The 18,654-nt window shown below is 64.3% G+C and carries 17 protein-coding genes and 1 pseudogene; 5 read left to right on the top strand and 13 right to left on the bottom strand.

All coding sequences use genetic code 11. The features are described from left to right. Positions 1-83: 83 nt before the first annotated feature. The 8 genes from K5H97_RS12825 to K5H97_RS12790 all read right to left on the bottom strand — a co-directional run bounded on the left by K5H97_RS12825 (position 84) and on the right by K5H97_RS12790 (position 9,300). On the bottom strand, positions 84-1,397 hold the full coding sequence (locus K5H97_RS12825) for a cytochrome c (RefSeq protein ID WP_036986531.1): 1,314 nt from the start codon (positions 1,395-1,397) through the stop codon (positions 84-86). An 11-nt stretch (positions 1,398-1,408) separates the two neighbouring features. Continuing rightward, a complete protein-coding gene (locus K5H97_RS12820) occupies positions 1,409-3,196 on the bottom strand; it encodes a GMC family oxidoreductase (RefSeq protein ID WP_028692138.1) in 1,788 nt (595 codons plus the stop codon). A gap of 3 nt (positions 3,197-3,199) precedes the next feature. Further along, on the bottom strand, positions 3,200-3,946 hold the full coding sequence (locus tag K5H97_RS12815; protein WP_028692137.1) for a gluconate 2-dehydrogenase subunit 3 family protein: 747 nt from the start codon (positions 3,944-3,946) through the stop codon (positions 3,200-3,202). A gap of 203 nt (positions 3,947-4,149) precedes the next feature. Continuing rightward, complete coding sequence (locus K5H97_RS12810; RefSeq protein ID WP_028692136.1) at positions 4,150-5,136, bottom strand: 2-hydroxyacid dehydrogenase; 987 nt, start codon at positions 5,134-5,136, stop codon at positions 4,150-4,152. Between the two features lie 10 nt (positions 5,137-5,146). After that, on the bottom strand, positions 5,147-6,424 hold the full coding sequence (locus K5H97_RS12805) for an MFS transporter (RefSeq protein WP_028692135.1): 1,278 nt from the start codon (positions 6,422-6,424) through the stop codon (positions 5,147-5,149). Between the two features lie 58 nt (positions 6,425-6,482). Beyond that, entirely contained in the window at positions 6,483-7,442 is a 960-nt protein-coding gene (locus K5H97_RS12800; protein ID WP_028692134.1) for a sugar kinase, read from the bottom strand. After that, positions 7,435-8,205, bottom strand: coding sequence for a sugar phosphate isomerase/epimerase family protein (locus tag K5H97_RS12795; protein WP_028692133.1), 771 nt, complete (start codon positions 8,203-8,205; stop codon positions 7,435-7,437). The genes K5H97_RS12800 and K5H97_RS12795 overlap by 8 nt, the downstream gene beginning before the upstream one ends. A 72-nt stretch (positions 8,206-8,277) precedes the next feature. Next, positions 8,278-9,300, bottom strand: a complete 1,023-nt coding sequence (locus K5H97_RS12790) for a LacI family DNA-binding transcriptional regulator (RefSeq protein ID WP_028692132.1) — start codon at positions 9,298-9,300, stop codon at positions 8,278-8,280. Here K5H97_RS12790 and K5H97_RS12785 point away from each other — a divergent pair. Then, entirely contained in the window at positions 9,293-9,676 is a 384-nt protein-coding gene (locus K5H97_RS12785; protein WP_139121066.1) for a hypothetical protein, read from the top strand. The two genes, K5H97_RS12790 and K5H97_RS12785, sit on opposite strands and share 8 nt — an antisense overlap. Before the next feature lie 130 nt (positions 9,677-9,806). Here K5H97_RS12785 and K5H97_RS12780 read toward each other — a convergent pair whose 3' ends face one another. From K5H97_RS12780 to K5H97_RS12765, 4 genes and pseudogenes are all read right to left on the bottom strand, one after another. Further along, complete coding sequence (locus K5H97_RS12780; protein WP_060489951.1) at positions 9,807-11,054, bottom strand: IS256 family transposase; 1,248 nt, start codon at positions 11,052-11,054, stop codon at positions 9,807-9,809. A gap of 1,008 nt (positions 11,055-12,062) precedes the next feature. Beyond that, a pseudogene (locus tag K5H97_RS12775) lies at positions 12,063-13,089 on the bottom strand (IS110 family RNA-guided transposase). 179 nt (positions 13,090-13,268) lie between these two features. After that, a complete protein-coding gene (locus K5H97_RS12770) occupies positions 13,269-13,739 on the bottom strand; it encodes an OsmC family protein (protein WP_028689507.1) in 471 nt (156 codons plus the stop codon). 32 nt (positions 13,740-13,771) lie between these two features. Further along, a complete protein-coding gene (locus tag K5H97_RS12765; RefSeq protein ID WP_028689506.1) occupies positions 13,772-14,524 on the bottom strand; it encodes a methyltransferase domain-containing protein in 753 nt (250 codons plus the stop codon). 97 nt (positions 14,525-14,621) lie between these two features. Here K5H97_RS12765 and K5H97_RS12760 point away from each other — a divergent pair, with 97 nt between their 5' ends. The 3 genes from K5H97_RS12760 to K5H97_RS12750 all read left to right on the top strand — a co-directional run bounded on the left by K5H97_RS12760 (position 14,622) and on the right by K5H97_RS12750 (position 17,306). After that, positions 14,622-15,293, top strand: coding sequence for a class I SAM-dependent methyltransferase (locus K5H97_RS12760; protein ID WP_028689505.1), 672 nt, complete (start codon positions 14,622-14,624; stop codon positions 15,291-15,293). Positions 15,294-15,596: 303 nt separating this feature from the next. Beyond that, positions 15,597-16,901, top strand: coding sequence for an MFS transporter (locus K5H97_RS12755; protein ID WP_028689504.1), 1,305 nt, complete (start codon positions 15,597-15,599; stop codon positions 16,899-16,901). Between the two features lie 93 nt (positions 16,902-16,994). Next, complete coding sequence (locus tag K5H97_RS12750) at positions 16,995-17,306, top strand: hypothetical protein (RefSeq protein ID WP_028689503.1); 312 nt, start codon at positions 16,995-16,997, stop codon at positions 17,304-17,306. 12 nt (positions 17,307-17,318) lie between these two features. Here K5H97_RS12750 and K5H97_RS12745 read toward each other — a convergent pair whose 3' ends face one another. After that, a complete protein-coding gene (locus tag K5H97_RS12745) occupies positions 17,319-18,251 on the bottom strand; it encodes a LysR family transcriptional regulator (RefSeq protein ID WP_028689502.1) in 933 nt (310 codons plus the stop codon). A 116-nt stretch (positions 18,252-18,367) separates the two neighbouring features. Between K5H97_RS12745 and K5H97_RS12740 the strand changes: the two genes are divergently transcribed. Next, positions 18,368-18,613, top strand: a complete 246-nt coding sequence (locus K5H97_RS12740) for a DUF2790 domain-containing protein (RefSeq protein ID WP_028689501.1) — start codon at positions 18,368-18,370, stop codon at positions 18,611-18,613. Positions 18,614-18,654: the final 41 nt, after the last annotated feature.

Below are 18,654 nucleotides of genomic sequence, written 5' to 3'. Positions count from 1 at the left end.
GAGATGGTATTGTCGTGCGCCAGCGTCTCGCTAACTCGATGAGTCAAGACCAAAGGGGACGCCAGGCGTCCCCCATCGGACCATCAGGGCTCCACGGTGCCCGTCGTGTCACCCACTAACGACTCCGCCTTGAGCGGCACAGGTGGCGCCTTGCGCAACTGCGCCACCTGCCCTGCACTCACCCCCGCCGCCTGGTTGCCCCAGCTGCTGCGGATGAAGTTGACCACATCGGCCACCTGCTGGTCCGACAGCCGCCAGCCGAAGCCTGGCATGCTGAAGGTAGAAGGCGCCGTTGCAGTGGCCGGCAAGGTCGCGCCCTCGAGCACGATATGGATCAGCGAGGTGGCGTCCTCGCCCTGCACCACCGGGTTGCCGGCCAGCGCCGGGAACACCCGGGCGTAGCCCTTGCCGTCGGTGCGGTGGCAAGCGGCGCAGTTGTCGACGTAGCGCGCCGCGCCGGTCTTGCCGTCATTGCCCTGCCACAGCGCCTGGGCGACGGCACGGTCCTCGCGAAACGGTTTGTCGTCTGGGTTCACCGGCGGCAAGGTCTTGAGGTAGCGTGCGATGGCGGTCAGGTCGGCGTCGCTCATGTACTGCATGCTGTGCTCGACCACATCGCTCATGCCGCCGAACACCGCGGTGCGCTCGTTGCGCCCGGTCTTGAGGAAGGCGACGATCTGCGCCTCGTCCCAACTGCCCAGGCCATCCTTGTGGTCACCGCGCAGGCTCTTGGCGATCCAGCCCTCGAGGGGCGCGCTGCCGGCCAGGAACGCCGCGCCGTCACCGGCATCCAGGGCTTTTTCCTGCATGGTCAGCGCCCGCGGCGTGTGGCACGCGCCACAATGCCCCAGCCCTTCGACCAGGTAGGCGCCGCGCGCCACCACCGCATCGCGCCCAGCGGCTTCGAACGGCTTGACGGGCGGCGCGAACAACCCGCGCCAGAACGCCAGCGGCCAGCGCATGCTCAGCGGCCAGGGGATGTCGCTGCCCTTGTTCTGCTGCTCCACTGGCTGCACGCCATGCATGAAGTAGGCGTAGAGCGCCTGCATGTCCGGGTCGCTAACCCGGGCGTAGGACGGATACGGCATGGCCGGGTACAGCGTGCTGCCGTCCTTGCCGATGCCCTGGCGCACGGCGCGTTCGAAGTCCTCGTAGCTGTACTGGCCAATACCGCTGGCGTGGGGTGTGATATTGGTCGAGTACAGGGTACCGATGGGCGTTTCCATGGGCAGCCCGCCGGCGAACGGCTTGCCGCCCTTGGCGGTGTGGCAAGCCACGCAGTCGCCAGCGCGGGCCAGGTATTCGCCTTGCCTGACCTGCGCCGGGTCCACCGCGTCGGCGGCCTGCAGCAAGGTACTGGCGCCCAGGCCCAGCATGGCGATGAACAATGTCTTCATATTGGCCTTCCTCACGCCTGCACCAATGGACCGGGGTTCTTCAGGTAGCGCTCGCGGATCGCCCGCGCCGACCAGTAGGTCAGCGCCGCCACCAGGCCGGTGGGGTTGTAGCCCAGGCCCTGGGGGAAGGCCGAGGCGCCGGGCACGAACACGTTGTGCACGTCCCAGCACTGCAGGTAGCGATTGAGCGCGCTGGTCTTGGGATCGGTGCCCATGATCGCGCCACCGTTGAGGTGGGTGGTCTGGTAGGTGGAGGCGTCGAAGTGCTGGCCGAACGCTTTCTTGCCCGCGCTGATTGCCTTGGGCCCCATCGCCTCGGCGATCTTGCCCATGCGTTCGACCATGAAGCGGTTCATCTTCACGTCGTTGTCCTTCCAGTCGAAGGTCATGCGCAGCAGAGGCAAGCCGTAGGCATCCTTGTACACCGGGTCCAGGTCAAGGTAGTTGTCGCGGTAGGACTGGTGCGCGCCATGGGCGTCCATCGACAGCATGTGCCGGTAGCTGTCGGCCACCGCGGCCTTCCAGGCACTGCCCCACTTCGGCGTGCCCGGCGGCACCTTGGTGCCAGAGATCGGCTTGGCGCCGGCCTGGTTGACCCAGAACGGAGAACCGCCGACGAAGCCGTGCGGGCCATGGTCAAAGTTGTCGGCGTTGTAGTCATCCACCGCCACGCCGTTGCCGCCGGCGCCGATGAAGGGGTTGGTGTGGTGGCTGTCGCGGTCGAAGAACGCGGTCACGGTGGAGATGTTCTGGCAGGCGAAGTTGCGCCCGACCACCCCCTCATTGCTCACCGGATCATAGGGTTTGCCGATGCCCGAGAGCAGCATCAGGCGTACGTTGTTGTACTGGAACGCGCCGAGGATCACCAGGTCGGCGGGTTGCTCCACCTCGCGACCCTGGCTGTCGACGTAGGTCACACCGGTGGCCAGGCGCTTGTCGGCGGTCAGGTTGACCCGCAGCACATGGGCGTTGTTGCGCAGCTCGAAGTTCGGCACCTGGCGCAGGGCCGGGAGGATGTTCACGTTGGGCGAGGCCTTGGAGTACATGTAGCAGGCATAGCCGCTGCAGTAACCGCAGAAGTTGCACGGTCCCATCTGCGCGCCGTAGGGGTTGGTGTACGGCCCGGAAGTGTTGGCCGACGGCAGGTTGTAGGGGTGGTAGCCGATCTCGCGGGCGGCCTTCTCGAACAACTGCGCCGACACAGTGTTCTTCTGCGCTGCCAGCGGAAAATCGCTGGAGCGGTCGGCGGCGAACGGGTTGCCACCCTTGTCGCGGCCCACCACCTGACCTTTGATCGACCAGGCGGTGCCGGAGGTCCCGAACACCTTCTCGGCAAAATCGAAGTACGGCTCCAGCTCTTCGTAGCTCACGCCGAAGTCCTGGATGGTCATTCCTTCGGGAATGAACCGCTTGCCGTAGCGCTCCTCATAGTGGCTGCGCAGGCGCAGCTCCACCGGGTCGACGCGAAAATGCACGCCGGACCAGTGCAGCCCGGCTCCGCCGGTGCCGGTGCCGGGCAGGAAGGCGCCGAACTGGCGGTACGGCACGGCCACGTCGTTGACGCTGTGGCGCAGGGTCACGGTCTCACGGGAGATGTCCATGAACAGCTTCTTGCGCGAATTGTAGGTCAACTCGTCCATGGTCTGCGGATAGACGCCGTCCGGGTAGGTATCCCGGGCCGGACCACGCTCCAGCGCCAGCACCTGCAGGCCGGCCTCGGTCAGTTCCTTGGCCATGATCGCCCCGGCCCAGCCGAACCCGACGATGACAACATCGACGCTCTTCATCACTTGGCTCATGGCTCAACCTCGCTCGCCGCTGATGGACACTGACGGGAAGGGATAGCGCTCGTCGCGCTCCACCCAGTCCATGAAGTCGGCGCGGGCGCCGGGGAAGCCGACCAGCTTCCAGCCGGCCAGACCCTGGTTGCCGCCGTGCAGGGGGTCGCTGAAAAAGCCCTCGCGGGTGTTGAGCCAGAGCATGCCGAGGAAGGTGGCCGCCGGCACCGAGGCAAAGGCCGGCTTGCCGCCGTCCAGGGCCTCGAGCACCTGCTGCTGTTGTTCAGGGCCAAGCTGGGCGAACGCCTTGCCGAACTGTGCCTGGCACCAGGCGTCGGTTTCGGCGATGCCCAGCCGGTAGATCTCCTGGGGGCTGAGCTTGAGCTGGTAGCCCAATTCGCTGGGCGCGTCGGGGCGGAATGGCCCCTGCATGTACCACAGCCCGCCGCTGCCATAGCGGGTGTTGAGCTGACGGTCGATGAACTCGGGCACGCCGGCATCGGCCGCACCGGGGCCAAGGGCGTCGGTGGGGATGAGCACCGCCACGGCGGCGCTGACGAAGGCCCACTCTTGCTGGGTGAAGAAGCTCGGCCGGTAGGCACGCGCCGGGGCCGGTCGGGTCGGTTCGACGGGTGCCGGGGTGGCGCTGTCGGCGAGCACTGCGCCGCCCAGTCCCGTGCCGGCGAGGGTCGCCACCGGGATCAGGGTCAGGGATTGGCGCAGGAACGCCCGGCGCGCCGGTTGCACGGAGGCGGGTTGGTCCTTGGACATGAGGATGTCTCTCTGTTGATCAGGTCATACGGAAATCGTCGCCCTTTTCACCGATGAAGTTCCCAGGGCCGCAGATCGAGACAGCGCTGTCTCGGCTAAGCGGCCTTGTTTTGCCAAAAGGGCCGCGGCGCGACCCCGGGATATCGAATCGGGCAAGGGCTGTTGTTATGGCAAAAACGGGGCGAGCGCAGTGCTCGCCCCGCTCATGGGTTTCGCCGCGACCAGGCAAGCGGGTTGACCAGGTTCTGCGGCCGCTCGCCGGCCAGGGCGGCCAGCAGGTTGTCCACCGCGCAGCGGGCCATGGCCTCGCGGGTCTCCTCGGTGGCCGAGCCGATGTGCGGCGTCACCACCAGGTTGTCCAGTTGCAGCAACGGTGAATCAGCCGGCAACGGTTCGCGCACGAACACATCCAGGCCGGCGCCGCGAATGCGTCGCTCGGCCAAGGCCTGGAGCAACGCAGCCTCGTCGAGCACCCGGCCACGGGAGATGTTCACCAGGATCGCCGACGGTTTCATCAGCGCCAGCTGTGGCGCGCCAATCAGGTTCTCGGTCGCGGCGGTCAACGGCAGGCACAGGCAGACGAAATCGGACTCGGCCAGCAATGCCTCCAGGCTGCGATGCGCGGCGGCGAACCGCGCCTCCACCTCGGGCCGCGGCTGGCGGGTGTGGTACAGCACGCGCATGCCAAAACCGGCATGCGCGCGGCGGGCCAGGGCTTCGCCGATGCGGCCCATGCCGACGATGCCCAGGGTCTTGCCCTGCACGTCGCAACCGAACTGCGCCGACCCGATGCCCGCCTGCCAGTGACCGGCGCGGATCCAGCCGTCGAGTTCGACGACCCGCCGGGCACAGGCCAGGATCAGGGCGAAGCCGGTGTCGGCGGTAGTTTCGGTGAGCACATCGGGGGTGTTGGTCAGCAGCACGCCGCGCTGATTGAAAGCGTCGATGTCGTAGTTGTCGACGCCGACCGAGACGCTGGAGACCACCTCCAGCTGCGGCGCCAGATCAAGCAAGGGGGCGTCCAGGCGCAAACTGGCGCCAAGCAGCCCGTGGGCGCCCGGCAGCGCCGCACGCAACCGGGCGAGGCCGTCAGCACTGGGCGATTCGACCAGGGTGACCTCGGCGTGCGCCTGCAGACGGGCCATGAGCGCGTCGGACAGGCGTTTGTAGAGGACGATGCGTTTCTTCATTGCACGGTACCTATCGGCTGGGCGCCAGGCTTTGCCGGCGTGTCTGTTGCAAGGGATTGAGAACGGCGGTCAGGGCCACGGCCAGCAGCAGCGCCACGCACATGAACAGGTAGGAGGCGCCGGGGCCGCCGGTGGCGCCATTGAGGTAGCCCACCAGCCACGAACCGGAAAACGAGCCCAGCGCGCCCATGCTGTTGATCAGCGCCATGGCGCCCCCGGCGACGTTGGCCGGCAGCAGCTCGGGCACGATGGCGAAGAACGGCCCGTACGGCGCATACATGCAGGCCCCGGCGATCACCAGCAAGGCGTAGGACCACCAGAAATGTTCAGTGCCCAGGCTGTACGAGCCATAGAATGCCAGGGCGGCGATCAGCAGCGGCGGCCAGACAAAGCGCTTGCGCTTCTGCAGGCGGTCCGAGGCCCAGGACACACCGAGCATGGCAACCACCGCCCCCAGGTACGGCACCGCCGACAGCCAGCCGGCGGTGACGATGTCCAGCGCCGCCGCCTGCTTGAGGATCGACGGCAGCCAGAGGACGAAACCGTATACGCCGATGCTCCAGCAGAAGTACTGCAGCGACAGGATCAGCACCGTGGGCGAGCGAAACGCCTCGCGGTAGTTCTTCACCGGCTTGATGCCCTGCTGCTCGGCGTCCAGCGCCTGGCGCAGCGCCGCCTTCTCGCGGGCGTCCAGCCACTTGGCCTGCTCCGGGCGGTCATCCACCAGGCGCCACCAGATGAAGGCCCAGAGAATCGCCGGCGCGCCTTCGATGATGAACATCCAACGCCAGTCGAACTGCTGCACCAGGTAGCCCGAGACCACCGACATCCACAGGATGGTCACCGGGTTGCCGAGGATCAGGAAAGTGTTGGCCCGCGAGCGTTCGGCGCGGGTGAACCAGTGGCAAAGGTAAATGAGCATGGCCGGCATCACCGCCGCCTCCACCACGCCCAGCAGGAAGCGGATGACGATCAGCAAATAGACGTCGTGGACCACGCCGGTCAGGGTCGCCAGGCCGCCCCAGAGGATCAGGCTGGCGAAGATCAGCTTCTTCACGCTGCGTTTTTGCGCGTAAAGGGCGCCCGGCACCTGGAAGAAGAAGTAGCCAAGGAAGAACAGCGCGCCGAGCAGCGACGACAGCGCCGGGGTGATCTTCAGGTCGTCGGCCATGCCCGAGGCCGCGGCAAAGCCATAGTTGGCCCGGTCGAGGTAGGCCAGGCTGTAGGTGATGAAGACGATGGGCATGATGTACCACCAGCGTCTGGGAGCGAGTCGATCAAGCTGCATGGGGAATTCTCCTGGTCTTGTTGTTCTTGTCACATCAGGTGCCGGACGGTCCGGCGATTCAGCGTGGTTGGATCGAAGCGTTTTCGTGCAGGTCCAGTTCGTGGCGTTGCGGCAGGCCTTCCATGTCGCCTCGGCTCTGCACCGCCCGGCTGCCGCACCAATTGCCCCGGGCCACGGCCCGGCGCAACGGCAGGCCCTCGAGCAAGGCGCTGATCACGCCAACGGCGAAGGCGTCGCCCGCGCCCACGGTGTCGACCACCCGGGCCACCGGAAAACCCGGGACCACCCCATGTTCACCCTTGGCGTCGCGCCAGTAGGCACCTTCGGCACCGAGCTTGATGGCCACGCATTGCACGCCTTGCTCCAGGTAGAACTCGGCGATGCCCTGCGGCGACTGGCGGCCGCTCAGCAGGCGCCCCTCCTCAAGCCCCGGCAGGACCCAGTCGGCCTTGAACGCAAGTGCATTTATCTCGCGCACCATGGTCTGGCGGTCCGGCCACAGCGAGGGGCGCAGGTTGGGGTCGAAGGAAATGCTGCGGCCATGGGCGCGCATGTCGTCCAACAACTGGTGGCAGAGCGCGCGGCAGCTGCCGGACAGGGCCGGCGGGATGCCGGTGGCATGCAGGTGTCGGGCCTCCAGCAACGCCGGTTGCAGCTGGGTAGGCGACAGCCGGCTGGCCGCCGAGCCACGGCGGAAATACTCGACTTTCGGATCGCTGCCATCGTCGCAGCGTTCCTTGAGCTGGAACCCGGTGGGGTGCTCGTCATCGATCTCGACGCTCGAGCAGTCCAGCCCTTCCTGGCGCAGGGTGTCGAGCACGAAGGCACCGAGCGAATCATTGCCGACCCGGCTCAGCCAGCGCACCCCCAGACCCAGACGTGCCAGGCCGATGGCCACGTTGCTGTCGGCACCGGCGATGCGCTTGCCGAACCCCTCGACTTGGGCCAGCTCTCCAGGCTGCGCGGCCACGAACATGGCCATGGTTTCACCGAAACACAGGACGTCGTGCTCAGCCATGGCACACCTGCCCTTCCAGCTGCGCCAGTTGCGCGACCTGCCGCGCGGTCAGCGCCAACAGGTCGTCGCCGGCCAGGGGGTACTCGATGGCCCGCGGCAGGTCTGGGGCGAAATGCGTCATCAGTTCGCGCCACTGCACCAGGTCGAGCGCCTGGGGCACGACCGCGACCAGGCGCCCGTCGGCTCGCCGGGCGACAGCCTTGCAGTGTACGTAACGCACCCAGCGGCCCAGCAGTTGCGCCGCCAGCAGCGGCGATTCGTCGTGCCAGTACCAGTTGCCGATATCGAAGGTCATGCCCGGCGCCACGCCCTGCGCCTGCGCTTCGCGGAAGAATCTTTCCAGGGTTTGCAGCCGTCCGCCGTAGGGCGTCTGGTCGTTTTCCACGTACAGCGCCGTCTTGTGCCCCAGTAATGGCGCCAGGGCCTGCAGGTCGCAACCCGTCTGGTAATGCCCCAGCGATACCTTAAGCGCCACCGCGCCGATCTCGCTTGCCCGTTGCAAACGTTGGGCGATGGCCGGCTCCAGACTGCCATCCTCGCGCCATAGCTCCAGTGGCGTGGAGTAAAGGCTCTGCAGGCCATGCTCGGCGGCCAGGTTGGCCAGGGTAGCGGCATCGGGCGCGGCATCGAACAGTTCCTCGCGCCATTCCACCCGCCGCGCACCGGCGGCGGCCAGCAGCGGCAGATAGCTGGCCTGGCCCAGGCGCCGCACGACATCGGCACCGAAACTCGACAAGCTGATGGAGACAATGGGCGTTTGCATGTGTGTGGTCCTTGTTCTTGTGGATGAAACCGGTTTCATTTTTCGTCAGCAGCAACGGCGTCAAGGACGCCGTCATGCTTGTGATCGGGTGGAGCCTCGCGGGATCAGTTCGGCTTGCAAATCCAGGCGCCGTGCCGGCGAACCGCTGCCTTGCAGGCGCTCCAGCAGGCACTGGAACGCTGCGGCACCGATCCGCCCGGTGGGCTGGGCCAGGGCGGTGATGCCGCTGCCTACCAGCGGGTACCAGTCCAGTTCGTCCAGCGCCAGCAGGCCCACATCCTGGAACAGCGTCCCGCCGCGGGCGTGCAGCACGCTTACCACTTCCAGGGTGGCAACGCCGTTGCAGGTGAACAGCGCCTGCGGGCCGTGCCCTGCCCCGGCCATGAAGCTGCCCAGTTGCTCCGGCAGGTCCACGCCCACCTCCAGCACCTGCCCACGCAGGCCAGGGCGCCGGGCGATGGAAGCCTGGAAGGCATCGACCCGCTCCTGGCGGGAGCTGGTGCCGTCGAGCGGCTCGGTCACGGCGAGGATGTCGCGATAACCGCAGCGTTGCAGGTGATCGAGGGCCTGTTCGACGGCGTCGCTGTTGTCCAGCCCTACCAGGTCGACCGCCAGGCCGGCCAGTTGCCGGTCGACCAACACCATCGGCAAGTCACGGGCCAGCTTCGCCAATTCATCGGCGCGGTGGCCGAGGGTGTTCACGATCAGGCCGTCGACGTTGTACGACTGCAGGGCCTGCAGGTGATTGCGTTCCTGGTCGTCATCGTAGTCTGTGTTGCACACCACCAGGCTGTAGCCGTGCTGGCGGCAGGCTGTCTCGACGCCGTGCATCACCGCCACCGAGTAGGGGTTGCGGATATCCGCCAGGAGCATGCCGATCAGCCCGGTGCGGCCGCGCTTGAGGGCGCTGGCCATGCGGTTGGGGCGGTAGCCGAGGCGCTCGACGACGGCCTCGATGCGTTGCGCGGTGGCTTCGGCGAGCAGTTGCCTGTCTTCGCCCATGTAGCGCGAGACCGTCGCCTTGGAAACGCCGGCGGCCTTGGCGACCTCGCTGATGGTGACCCGCCCGCGGACGGGAGCTGGCTCTTTGTTCACCCTGTTTCCTTCTTGTTTGCGCTTTTGCAGGGTTGATGAAAACGGTTTCAATCAAATCAGGGATGGGGGGTGGCGTCAAGTGATGGGCTTTCTGCCAAAGCGGGGGGATTCAGTGCCAAAGGCTTGTCCTGCCGGTGTCGATGGGGGGCTTCAGGGTTATGGTGGTTTTCTGGAGTTCGTTAACCCTGCCTTGGAGATGGCCATGACCGCACTGTTTCGGATCAGTCTATTTTTGATGCTTGCTGGTATGGGGATGGGGGATATCGTGGTGGCCAGTTTGGGGTTGGTCGGGTTGTGTGGGAGGGCTGTGGTGCTCAGTGTTCGGCAGGATGAGGGTGAGGGGCGGAAGGTTGGGGAGTCGGAGTTTATTGCCTGAAAGGTTTGGTTCTGTTCTGTTCTGTTCTGGTTATGGGATTACTGTTTTGATATTTTTATGCGCATTCGGGAAGCGTCAGATTTTTTGTGTGCGGGCCGGTAACGGCCTGCCGTCAGGCAGGCCCTGACTTTCACCAGGTCGGCCTGATGAACCGATCTCCGTACAAAATCGCGAATTGATTCATCGCACTTTTCCAATCATGCGCCGCTGAGCCCCAGTTCGCCGTGATGTTTCGCAGCCCCAACCAGATCAGCTTGGTAGCTGCATCATCGTTCGGGAAATGGCCTCGGGTCTTGATGATCTTGCGCAGCTGGGCATTGATACTCTCGATGGCGTTGGTGGTGTAGATCACTTTCCGGATGGCTGGTGGGAAGACAAAGAAGGGAATCACTCGATCCCAGGCGCGTCTCCAGGCCGCAACGACCGTTGGATACTGCTTGCCCCAGGGCCCGTTTTCAAACTCATCGAGTGCCTGCTCAGCCGCTTCGGCGTTGATGGCCTGGTAGATCGGCTTGAGCGCCTTGGCCAGTGCCCGCCGCTTGTCCCAGGCTGCAAAGTCCAGGCTGTTGCGGATCAGGTGCACGATGCACGTCTGCAGCGTCGTCTCTGGAAACACGGCGCTGAGAGCCTCTGGCATGCCTTTGAGGCCATCGGTCACGGCAATCAGCACATCCTCGACACCACGTGTCTTGAGATCGTTAAAGACCTTCATCCAGAACTTCGCACCCTCGGTGTTCTCGATCCAGATGCCCAAGATATCGCGCGTCCCGTCGGGTAGAACGCCCAGCGCCAAGTAAATGGCCTTGTTGCGCACCAAGCCTTCTTCGCGGATCTTCACCCGCAGTGCATCGAAGAAAATGACCGGGTACATGGGCTCCAGTGGCCGCTGCTGCCACGCGCCAATTTCTTCCATGACCTCGTCTGTCACAGAGCTGATGAAGTCGGGTGAGACCTCTGTTCCATACTGCTCGGACAGAAAGGCTCGGATCTCTCTGACCGTCATGCCACGGGCGTACATGGCGATGATCTTGTCATCGAAACCGGTGTACCGCCGCTCATGCTTGGGGATGAGAATGGGCGCAAAACTGCCGTCTCGGTCACGAGGAATTTCCAGCCGCAGCGGGCCATCGCCGGTCAAAACCGTCTTGCCACTCTTGCCGTTACGCTGGTTGGTTTCATCCTCTGGGCGCTGCGCGCCCGGCGGATAACCCAGGTGGTGGCCAAGTTCGGCGTGCAGAGCGCGTTCGATCAAGGCCTTCTTGAACGCCGCAGAGGCATCCTCGATAGCCTCTGCGGTCATCAGGCCCTCACCGAACTGCTCCAGCAGCTCTTTGGGGATTTTGGGCAGGTCACGCAAGGGTTTCTTTTTGGTTGGCATACATGCACCTCTTACTCATGTTATGCCCGAACACAAAATTTCTGACACCCTCGGATTACTGTTTTGATATTTTTATGCGCATTCGTAGAAGATAACGACATTTAGTCACCTTTCCGCCCTTACGGCGGCCTACTTTTCTCGTGGGAAAAGTAGGCAAAACCGTCCCGCTCCGTTCATCCGGCCCCTGCGCTTCGCTCCGGGGTTCCCTCGCTCCGTTCTTGCTCCCGGGAGGACCGCGCTGAACGCCCCATCCTGGGGCGCAGCGCTTGACGGGCATCCATGCCCGCCACCTCCCTCCGCAAGAACTCCGCTCGGCCTCCTGAAGTCGCAATTGGCGTTGCCTGAACTATCGCGCGCTTAGAAGCAAGAGCAAGAGCAAGAGATCATTTGTTCTGTAGTTTGTTATTCCTTGAATGTTTCGACCTCTTCGCGGGGCAAACCCGCCCCTACAGGGCTGTATATAACCGCGACTGGCGATATTCGAGAGATTAATTAAACTTTCAACTAGCGACAGCTGCGTTAGTTCAGGCGCCGCCCGTAACTTGCGCGACTTCAGGAGGCCGAACGCAGGACTTGCGGAGGGAGGTGACGGGCATGGATGCCCGTCAAGCGCTGGGGCCCAGGATGGGCCCTGCAGCGCGGTCCTCCCGGGAGCAAGGCCGGAGTGAGGGAACCCCGGAGCGAAGCGCAGGGGCCGGATGAATGGAGCGCAGCGGCTTTGGTTACTTTGGCCGCGGACGGCGAGTTAAGACCAATCTATGGTCACCCCATTTTTTGCAATACTGTTCATCAGATGGAATGGATGGCTTGCTTCAATCTATCCGGCGTCTATTGGGCTCGCATCCCGCGCCACGATGAGCATTCGCACCTGGCGATCCTAACAAAGTAGGCGGCTTCCAAGAGCCAATTGGTCGTTCAGGATCATCGCCAGGCCGATCGGCCGTTTATTTCATCTGTTGTTCAGCTATCGCAAAACCTGATGGTGAAACTCGGTGCAGCACAACGGGGTCAGGCGTTTATCGCGTCTGGCTCCGTTTTATATTGCGTGTGCCGAGTGGCAATGGCCCACGCAATGCGTGCCAGTTTGTTGGCCAAACGCGCAGGCCACCACATTGGAGTGACGTCGCGCGAGCAATGAACGCACCCAATCGGCCAATGGGCCTTTCTGATACTTCAGGCGAAGCATGTAGACCCGTGCGCACAGCACCAGCAAATGCCGAAGGTTCTTGTCGCCACGCTTGCTGATCCCCAGCAAAGCTGGCCTACCACCAGTGCTGTACTGGCGGGGCACCAGACCTACAGAGGCCGCAAAGTCCCGGCTACTGCCGTACTGCCGAGCATCTCCCATTTCTACAGCCAGCAGGCTGGCGGTGATCGGCCCAACACACGGCATGCTCAGCAAACGACTGCCTAGATCATCGTCAGCCAGTTGGCTCTCCAGCTCTTTGTCCAACACCTTGATCTGCTCGCTCAAGTAGACGAAATGATCATGCAGGCGCTGCAGTAATGCGACGAGCCGTATTGGCAGGTCGTGCTCTTCAAGCACCGAAGCAAGGCGTTTGACCACTGCCAATCCGGTCGGCAGGCTGACACCGAATTCGAGCAGGAACCCATGCATCTGGTTCACCGTCTTGGTTCGGTCGCGGATCAATGATTCACGCATCCGATGAGAAACAGAGAGCGTTTGCTGCTCAGGCGATTTTGGCGTCACAAAGCGCATGGAGGGTCGGGAAGCGGCTTCGCAGATGGCTTGCGCATCGACGAAGTCATTCTTGTTGCTCTTGACGAAAGGTTTAACGAACTGCGGCGAGATCAGCTTGGCCTCATGATCCATCGCTTTGATTTCTCGCGCCAGGCAGTGTGAACCGGCACAGGCCTCCATCACTACCGTGCAAGGGGGATGATTGGCCAGAAACCGCATCATCTGCTGCCTTGAGCACTTCTTGCGCATTACCTCTTTGCCGAACTTGTCCTGGGCGTGCAGGTGGAAGGTATGTTTACCAATGTCGATGCCGATCAGGGTCACGCTGCTCATGATGACGGTCTCCGAAGTAAAAGCACCCTGCGAAAGCGTACGCCTCGCAGGGTGCCGGGGTGACCATCTCATTAAGTAACCCGCCGTAAGGGCGGAAAGGTGATTAAGCGTCGACATCGCAAATGAATGCGCATACAACTTTCTAAACAATCAACAATCAACAATCAACAATCAATATCTCACCCAGAAACCACCGGCTCACACCGAACCTCAGTCTTCACCGAGTTGGCAATAAAACACGCCTCATGCGCCATATGATGCAACCGCTCCAACTCATCAACCCCAGGCCGCCGCTCCCCGGAAAATTCGACCACCGGCCGCAAGGTCACCACGGTCATGGCCATGCGCCCTGCCTCGTCGACCCCCATCACCCCCAAGGCATCATCAACATACCGCTCGACACAAAACCGCCGCTTGGCCGCCAGGGACAGGAACCACAGCATGTGGCAACTCGACAACGCCGCGACAAACGCCTCCTCAGGATCCACCGCCGAGGCATCCGACATCGGCAACGGCACCACATGGGGCGAGGAAGAGCCCGGCACTTCCACCCCACCATCGAAACGCCATACATGCCGCCGGCTGTAGTGGTTACCGAGAAAATCCTGCCCGTCACGGTTCCAGGTCACTTGTGCGGTGTACTGCGCCATCCGATATCTCCTTGATCAAATAAACACATTGTTCAGCGCTTGCGCGCACAGATGCCAAAGGCCATGTCGCCTATGTAGATGCCCCTCGACTGAAGTCGCTCGGCCTCCAGTCGCGCGTGCAGCGTATCGATCCCGACCTGCCTGGCCGTAGCCACGCCATGGGCGATGATCCGCGGCAGGCAGGCGCGAACGATATCGGCCAAGGGGTAGGCACTGTCGGGTGTCTGCACCAGGCACTCGGCGCGCAGGTCCTCGACCGCCAGCCCCGCCTCGCTGAACAGCCGATGCAGGTTGAAACCGATATGCAGGTCCGCCCCCTCGTGGGCCAGCATCCGTTGCAGCCATTGCTGGGCCTTGTGATGCAACGGGAAGGGCTCCAGGCTGGCCGGGGTGAGACTGCCGTCATGCTCCTGGAACACCATCAGACCACCGGGCAGCAGGTGCCGGGCCAACAGGCGCAGGGCCTTGACCGGCTCCGCCTGGTACATCAGCACCCGACGCCCGACGATGGCGTCGAACAACCCCAGGGACTCGGGCAGTGCCTGCAGGTCAGCCTGCACGAACTCAGGTACCGCCGCGCCCTTGGGTGTCTCGCGCTGGCGTGCGATTTCCAGGGCGCCCACCGCCTGGTCAACGCCGACCACCGCTCCATCTCCGTCCACCAGGTGAGCCAGCAGCCAGCTCACATCGCCGCTGCCGCATCCAACGTCGAGCACGCGCATGCCAGGGCCGATACCGGCATCGACCAGCAGGCGCGTGGTGAAATCCGCTTTCGCAAGTGCCATGCCATGCTCCTTCGCAGGTGCGCCAGTGTGCAGAGCAAAGGGCCTCGGATACAAGGCTGTCCTATGCTGAAGCCACCCACCTTCATCGAACCTGACCATGCCCACCACCACCGATCCCCTGCTGGACAGCTGGCGGCACAACGCCCAGGCCTGGGTCGAGGCCGTACGCTCCGGCACCATCGCCTCCCGCCGCGAGGTCACCGACCAGGCGATACTGCTCGCCGTGCTCGCACGTCAGCCTGCCCGGGTGCTCGACCTGGGCTGCGGCGAGGGCTGGTTGCTGCGGGCCCTGGCGGCGAGAGGCATCGACGCGGTCGGTGTGGATGGCGATGGGACGCTGGTTGCCGCCGCGCACTCGGCGGGCTCACCGCAGGTTCACCTGGCCAGCTACCGGCAACTGGCCGAAGGCACGGTGGACATCGGCCACGGCTATGACCTGGTGTGCGCCAATTTCGCCCTCCTGCAACAGGACATCATCCCCCTGCTCTGCGCCATACGGGCCTTGCTGCTGCCCGGCGGCACGCTGCTGATCCAGACCCTGCACCCGTGGACGGCCGCCGCCGGCCACTACCAGGATGGCTGGCGCGAGGAGTCGTTCGCCGGTTTTGCCGGTGACTGGCGCCCCATGCCCTGGTACTTCCGCACCTTGGGCAGCTGGCTCAAAGCGCTGGAACTGGCCGGGTTCGACCTGCTGGCGTTGCAGGAACCGCAGCATCCGCAGAGCCAGGTACCGCAATCCCTGCTGTTGACGGCGAAGCGGCTGGGCTGACGCACCTGCGGCTACTCGTCGCAGCCTTTTCCTACTTGGCAAATCCTGCACAGGCCTTAAAATCCCGCCTCCTTTTCGCCCGTCGCCCCAGCCGGTGGCAACCGCCCGCAAAGACAGCGTTCACGCCTCATCACATCGCGCATGTGCAACAGGCTCAACCGCCCCCGCCTGGCCTGCCTCTATCAGGTCTGCGGTTGAATCTTGCCAAGGTCGCAGCCCGCCCAGGTCGCACTGCACCGCGCCACGACCCGGCCCGTGCAGCCGAAAAGGCGCATCTGAGCTCTTTTCAACCTTGAGGTAACTATGTCTGTGCGTTTGCTGGCGATGGCGCTGGCACCCCTGCTCGGCCTGTTCATCATTGCCCTGGGCAATGGCGTGCTGTCTTCCCTGACCACCCTGCGCCTGGGCGCCGCCGGCGAATCGGCGACCACTATCGGCGTAGTCTCCTCGGCCTACTTTATCGGCCTGACCCTGGGGGCGATCTTCAACGACCGCCTGATCCTGCGCATCGGCCACATCCGCGCCTACAGCAGCTTCGCCGCCCTGATCGGCGCGACCATCCTGCTGCAGGGCCTGTTCTACGACACCACCTGGTGGTTCGCCCTGCGCCTGATCAACGGCTGGGCCGCGGTCGGGGTGTTCCTGGTGATCGAGAGCTGGCTGCTGCTGGCCGGCGACGCCAAGATCCGTGGGCGCCTCCTGGCGCTGTACATGATCGCCTTCTATGGCGCCGGGGTTATCGCCCAGGCTGGCCTGGGCGAAGTCACCGGCTGGGGCGAGACCGCGCCGTTCATGGTTGCCGGCATGCTCGCCACGCTGTCGGTGCTGCCGATCGTGATCCTGCCACGGGTATCGCCGCTGCTGGACCAGGTGGAGCCGCTCAAGCCACGGCAATTGCTGGGTGTGGCGCCGACCGGGCTGGTCGGCTGCTTCGGCTCGGGGGTCGCCATCGCCGGGATCTACGCCCTGCTGCCGCTGTACCTGCAACGCATCGGCCTGGATGTGGGCAAGGTCGGCGACATGATGGCCTGGGTGATCCTTGGCGCCATGCTGCTGCAGTACCCGGTCGGGCGCTGGTCGGATCGCAAGGACCGCCAGGACGTGCTGATCGCCCTGGCCGCCCTGTGCACCGTGCTGTCGGTGCTGATCGTGCTGCTGCCGGCCGACACCGTGCTGCTGCCAGCACTGCTGTTCCTGCTCGGCGGCGGTGTGTTCGCGCTGTATCCAGTGGCCGTCAGCAGCGCCGCCGACCGTGCCCCGGCCGACGCGCTGGTGCCGATGATCCAGGGGCTGCTGTTGATCAACTCGCTGGGCTCGGCCATGGCGCCGCTGGCCATTTCACCGATGATGACCGCCTACGGCGAGGCCGGTTTGTTCTGGGCCTTTGCTGCCATCAACCTGACAATGGTCGGTTTCTTCCTCTGGCGCCGTGGCAAGCGCCCGGCACCGGAGCACCCGGCGCCCTTCGCGCCGACCGCGACCTTCTCGCCGACCGGCGCGGAGCTGCGGGTGACCGAGGACCTGATGCACGCGGCCCAGGAGCACCCGACGCTGGAGGCGATGGACACCACGCATGGCCAGCAGGCGCCGCGTCCCGAGGCGCACTGACCGCTCATACCAAGGACCGCCCGTCGCTTGACGGGCACCTTGGCGCGGCTGTGGCGGCCCAACCATGACACGTCATCCGACAGGAGATTCATCATGGCCAATCCACGTCCCCTCGCCTTGTTGCTGGCTCTGCTGCTTGGTAGCGGCGCCACCCTGAGCCTTGCGGCAACCGACATGAACGGTGGCGGCAGCCACACCGAACGCTCAACCGACCAGGGCAAGACTGCCGGTGACGGCAGTAGCGTCAACAGCCCCGGTGGCAGCAAGGACAACGACAGCAGTGACACCGGCACCGATTCCGATGCTGCCGACGGCGCTGCCGGTGGCTCCAACAGCACCGGTGAAGCCACAGGCTCCGGGGCTGGAGCGTCGGGCGGCAGCGCCGAGGATCAGGACAGCCGTTGACCCGACTGTCTGTCAACGCCAGTAGCGGGGCTCATCCGCCACTCGCTGATGCTCGGCAAACAGCAGCGGCAGTTGTTCCTTGAGAAAATCCAGCCAGGTGCGCACCTTGGCGTCCAGAAAATGCCGCGACGGGTAGATCGCGTAGATCTCCCGTTGGCGCAGCCGATGCGGCGCCAGCAACCGGCACAGGCGCCCCTCCTCCATGGCCTGGCTGGCCGAATAGTAAGGCAACAGACCCACCCCCATGCCCAGCTCGGTGGCCTTGAGCATGGCGTCGGCGACGTTGGTGAGGAAGGTGTCCTGGGGCACGATCACACAGCTGTCGGAATGCCCCTCGAACGACCAGTCCTCCTCGAACAGCGGGTCGACCGTGCGCAGGCAGACATGCTCATGCAGGTCCTCAGGCCGCTCGGGCACGCCGTGGCGGGCCAGGTACTCGGGGGAGGCGCAGAGAATGCTGTGGATGCTGCCCAGCGGGATGGCGATCAGTTGCGAATCCGGCAGCCCCTGTCCGATGGTGATCACCACATCATGCCCCTCGGCCAGCGGGTCGGGGTTGCGCTGCGACAGCGTCAGTTCCATCACCACTTCCGGGCAAGTGGCGTTGTAGCGCGCCACCAGCGGCATCATCAGCAAGCCCAGGCCATGGGTGCAATGAAAACGCAAGTGGCCGCGAGGCGTGAGGTGGGCGCCACGGGCCTCGTCCACCGCCTCCTCGGTGAGCAGCATGATCTGTCGGGTACGCTCCAGAAACCGCTCCCCCGCCTCGCTCATGCGCAAGCGCCGGGTGGTGCGGTGCAGCAGGCGGGTCTGCAGCTGATTCTCAAGCTCCGCGACGATCCGCGACACCTGCGCCGCCGAAATGTCCAGGGCCTGGGCCGCCGCGGCGAAGCTGCCGCATTCAACTACCCGGGCGAAGGTTCGCATCGCATGCAGCATGTCCATGGGCCGACACCCTCATTCATACATGAAAGGCAACAATCTATCACGGGATAGCCCATTTATTGTGAAACACAAATGAATGGATCATTAGGTTATCCGCACTGAATGAGGAGCCTGTCATGAACCGTTCCATCGCCCTGCTCGCCCTGAGCGCCACCCTCGCCTCGTTTGGCGCATTGGCCGACACCACCGCCAGCACCTACGAATACGGCATGCCGCTGGACATCGCCAAAGTCATCTCGATCACCCCGGCCAGCAACGACGCCGACTGCCAGGTGGGCACCGCGCACATGGTCTACGTCGACCACCAGGGCCAGACCCGCGAAGTCGACTACCGGCAGATGGGCAACTGCTCGCAGCTCTAAGCCCAGGGAAAAATACCAGCCATCTTGCTGAAAGTGCATTT

The organism is Pseudomonas mosselii (genome assembly GCF_019823065.1).
Lineage (GTDB): Bacteria > Pseudomonadota > Gammaproteobacteria > Pseudomonadales > Pseudomonadaceae > Aquipseudomonas > Aquipseudomonas mosselii.
The sequence above is the reverse complement of the archived record's forward strand: the minus strand, read 5'-3'. Positions and strand labels throughout refer to the sequence as shown.

What these genes read in the sequence shown, in the direction of transcription:
- K5H97_RS12825 (WP_036986531.1), bottom strand. Translation starts at nt 1,397, where the DNA reads ATGAAGACATTGTTCATCGCCATGCTGGGCCTGGGCGCCAGTACCTTG.
- K5H97_RS12820 (WP_028692138.1), bottom strand. Translation starts at nt 3,196, where the DNA reads ATGAGCCAAGTGATGAAGAGCGTCGATGTTGTCATCGTCGGGTTCGGC.
- K5H97_RS12815 (WP_028692137.1), bottom strand. Translation starts at nt 3,946, where the DNA reads ATGTCCAAGGACCAACCCGCCTCCGTGCAACCGGCGCGCCGGGCGTTC.
- K5H97_RS12810 (WP_028692136.1), bottom strand. Translation starts at nt 5,136, where the DNA reads ATGAAGAAACGCATCGTCCTCTACAAACGCCTGTCCGACGCGCTCATG.
- K5H97_RS12805 (WP_028692135.1), bottom strand. Translation starts at nt 6,424, where the DNA reads ATGCAGCTTGATCGACTCGCTCCCAGACGCTGGTGGTACATCATGCCC.
- K5H97_RS12800 (WP_028692134.1), bottom strand. Translation starts at nt 7,442, where the DNA reads ATGGCTGAGCACGACGTCCTGTGTTTCGGTGAAACCATGGCCATGTTC.
- K5H97_RS12795 (WP_028692133.1), bottom strand. Translation starts at nt 8,205, where the DNA reads ATGCAAACGCCCATTGTCTCCATCAGCTTGTCGAGTTTCGGTGCCGAT.
- K5H97_RS12780 (WP_060489951.1), bottom strand. Translation starts at nt 11,054, where the DNA reads ATGCCAACCAAAAAGAAACCCTTGCGTGACCTGCCCAAAATCCCCAAA.
- K5H97_RS12770 (WP_028689507.1), bottom strand. Translation starts at nt 13,739, where the DNA reads ATGGCGCAGTACACCGCACAAGTGACCTGGAACCGTGACGGGCAGGAT.
- K5H97_RS12765 (WP_028689506.1), bottom strand. Translation starts at nt 14,524, where the DNA reads ATGGCACTTGCGAAAGCGGATTTCACCACGCGCCTGCTGGTCGATGCC.
- K5H97_RS12760 (WP_028689505.1), top strand. Translation starts at nt 14,622, where the DNA reads ATGCCCACCACCACCGATCCCCTGCTGGACAGCTGGCGGCACAACGCC.
- K5H97_RS12755 (WP_028689504.1), top strand. Translation starts at nt 15,597, where the DNA reads ATGTCTGTGCGTTTGCTGGCGATGGCGCTGGCACCCCTGCTCGGCCTG.
- K5H97_RS12750 (WP_028689503.1), top strand. Translation starts at nt 16,995, where the DNA reads ATGGCCAATCCACGTCCCCTCGCCTTGTTGCTGGCTCTGCTGCTTGGT.
- K5H97_RS12745 (WP_028689502.1), bottom strand. Translation starts at nt 18,251, where the DNA reads ATGGACATGCTGCATGCGATGCGAACCTTCGCCCGGGTAGTTGAATGC.
- K5H97_RS12740 (WP_028689501.1), top strand. Translation starts at nt 18,368, where the DNA reads ATGAACCGTTCCATCGCCCTGCTCGCCCTGAGCGCCACCCTCGCCTCG.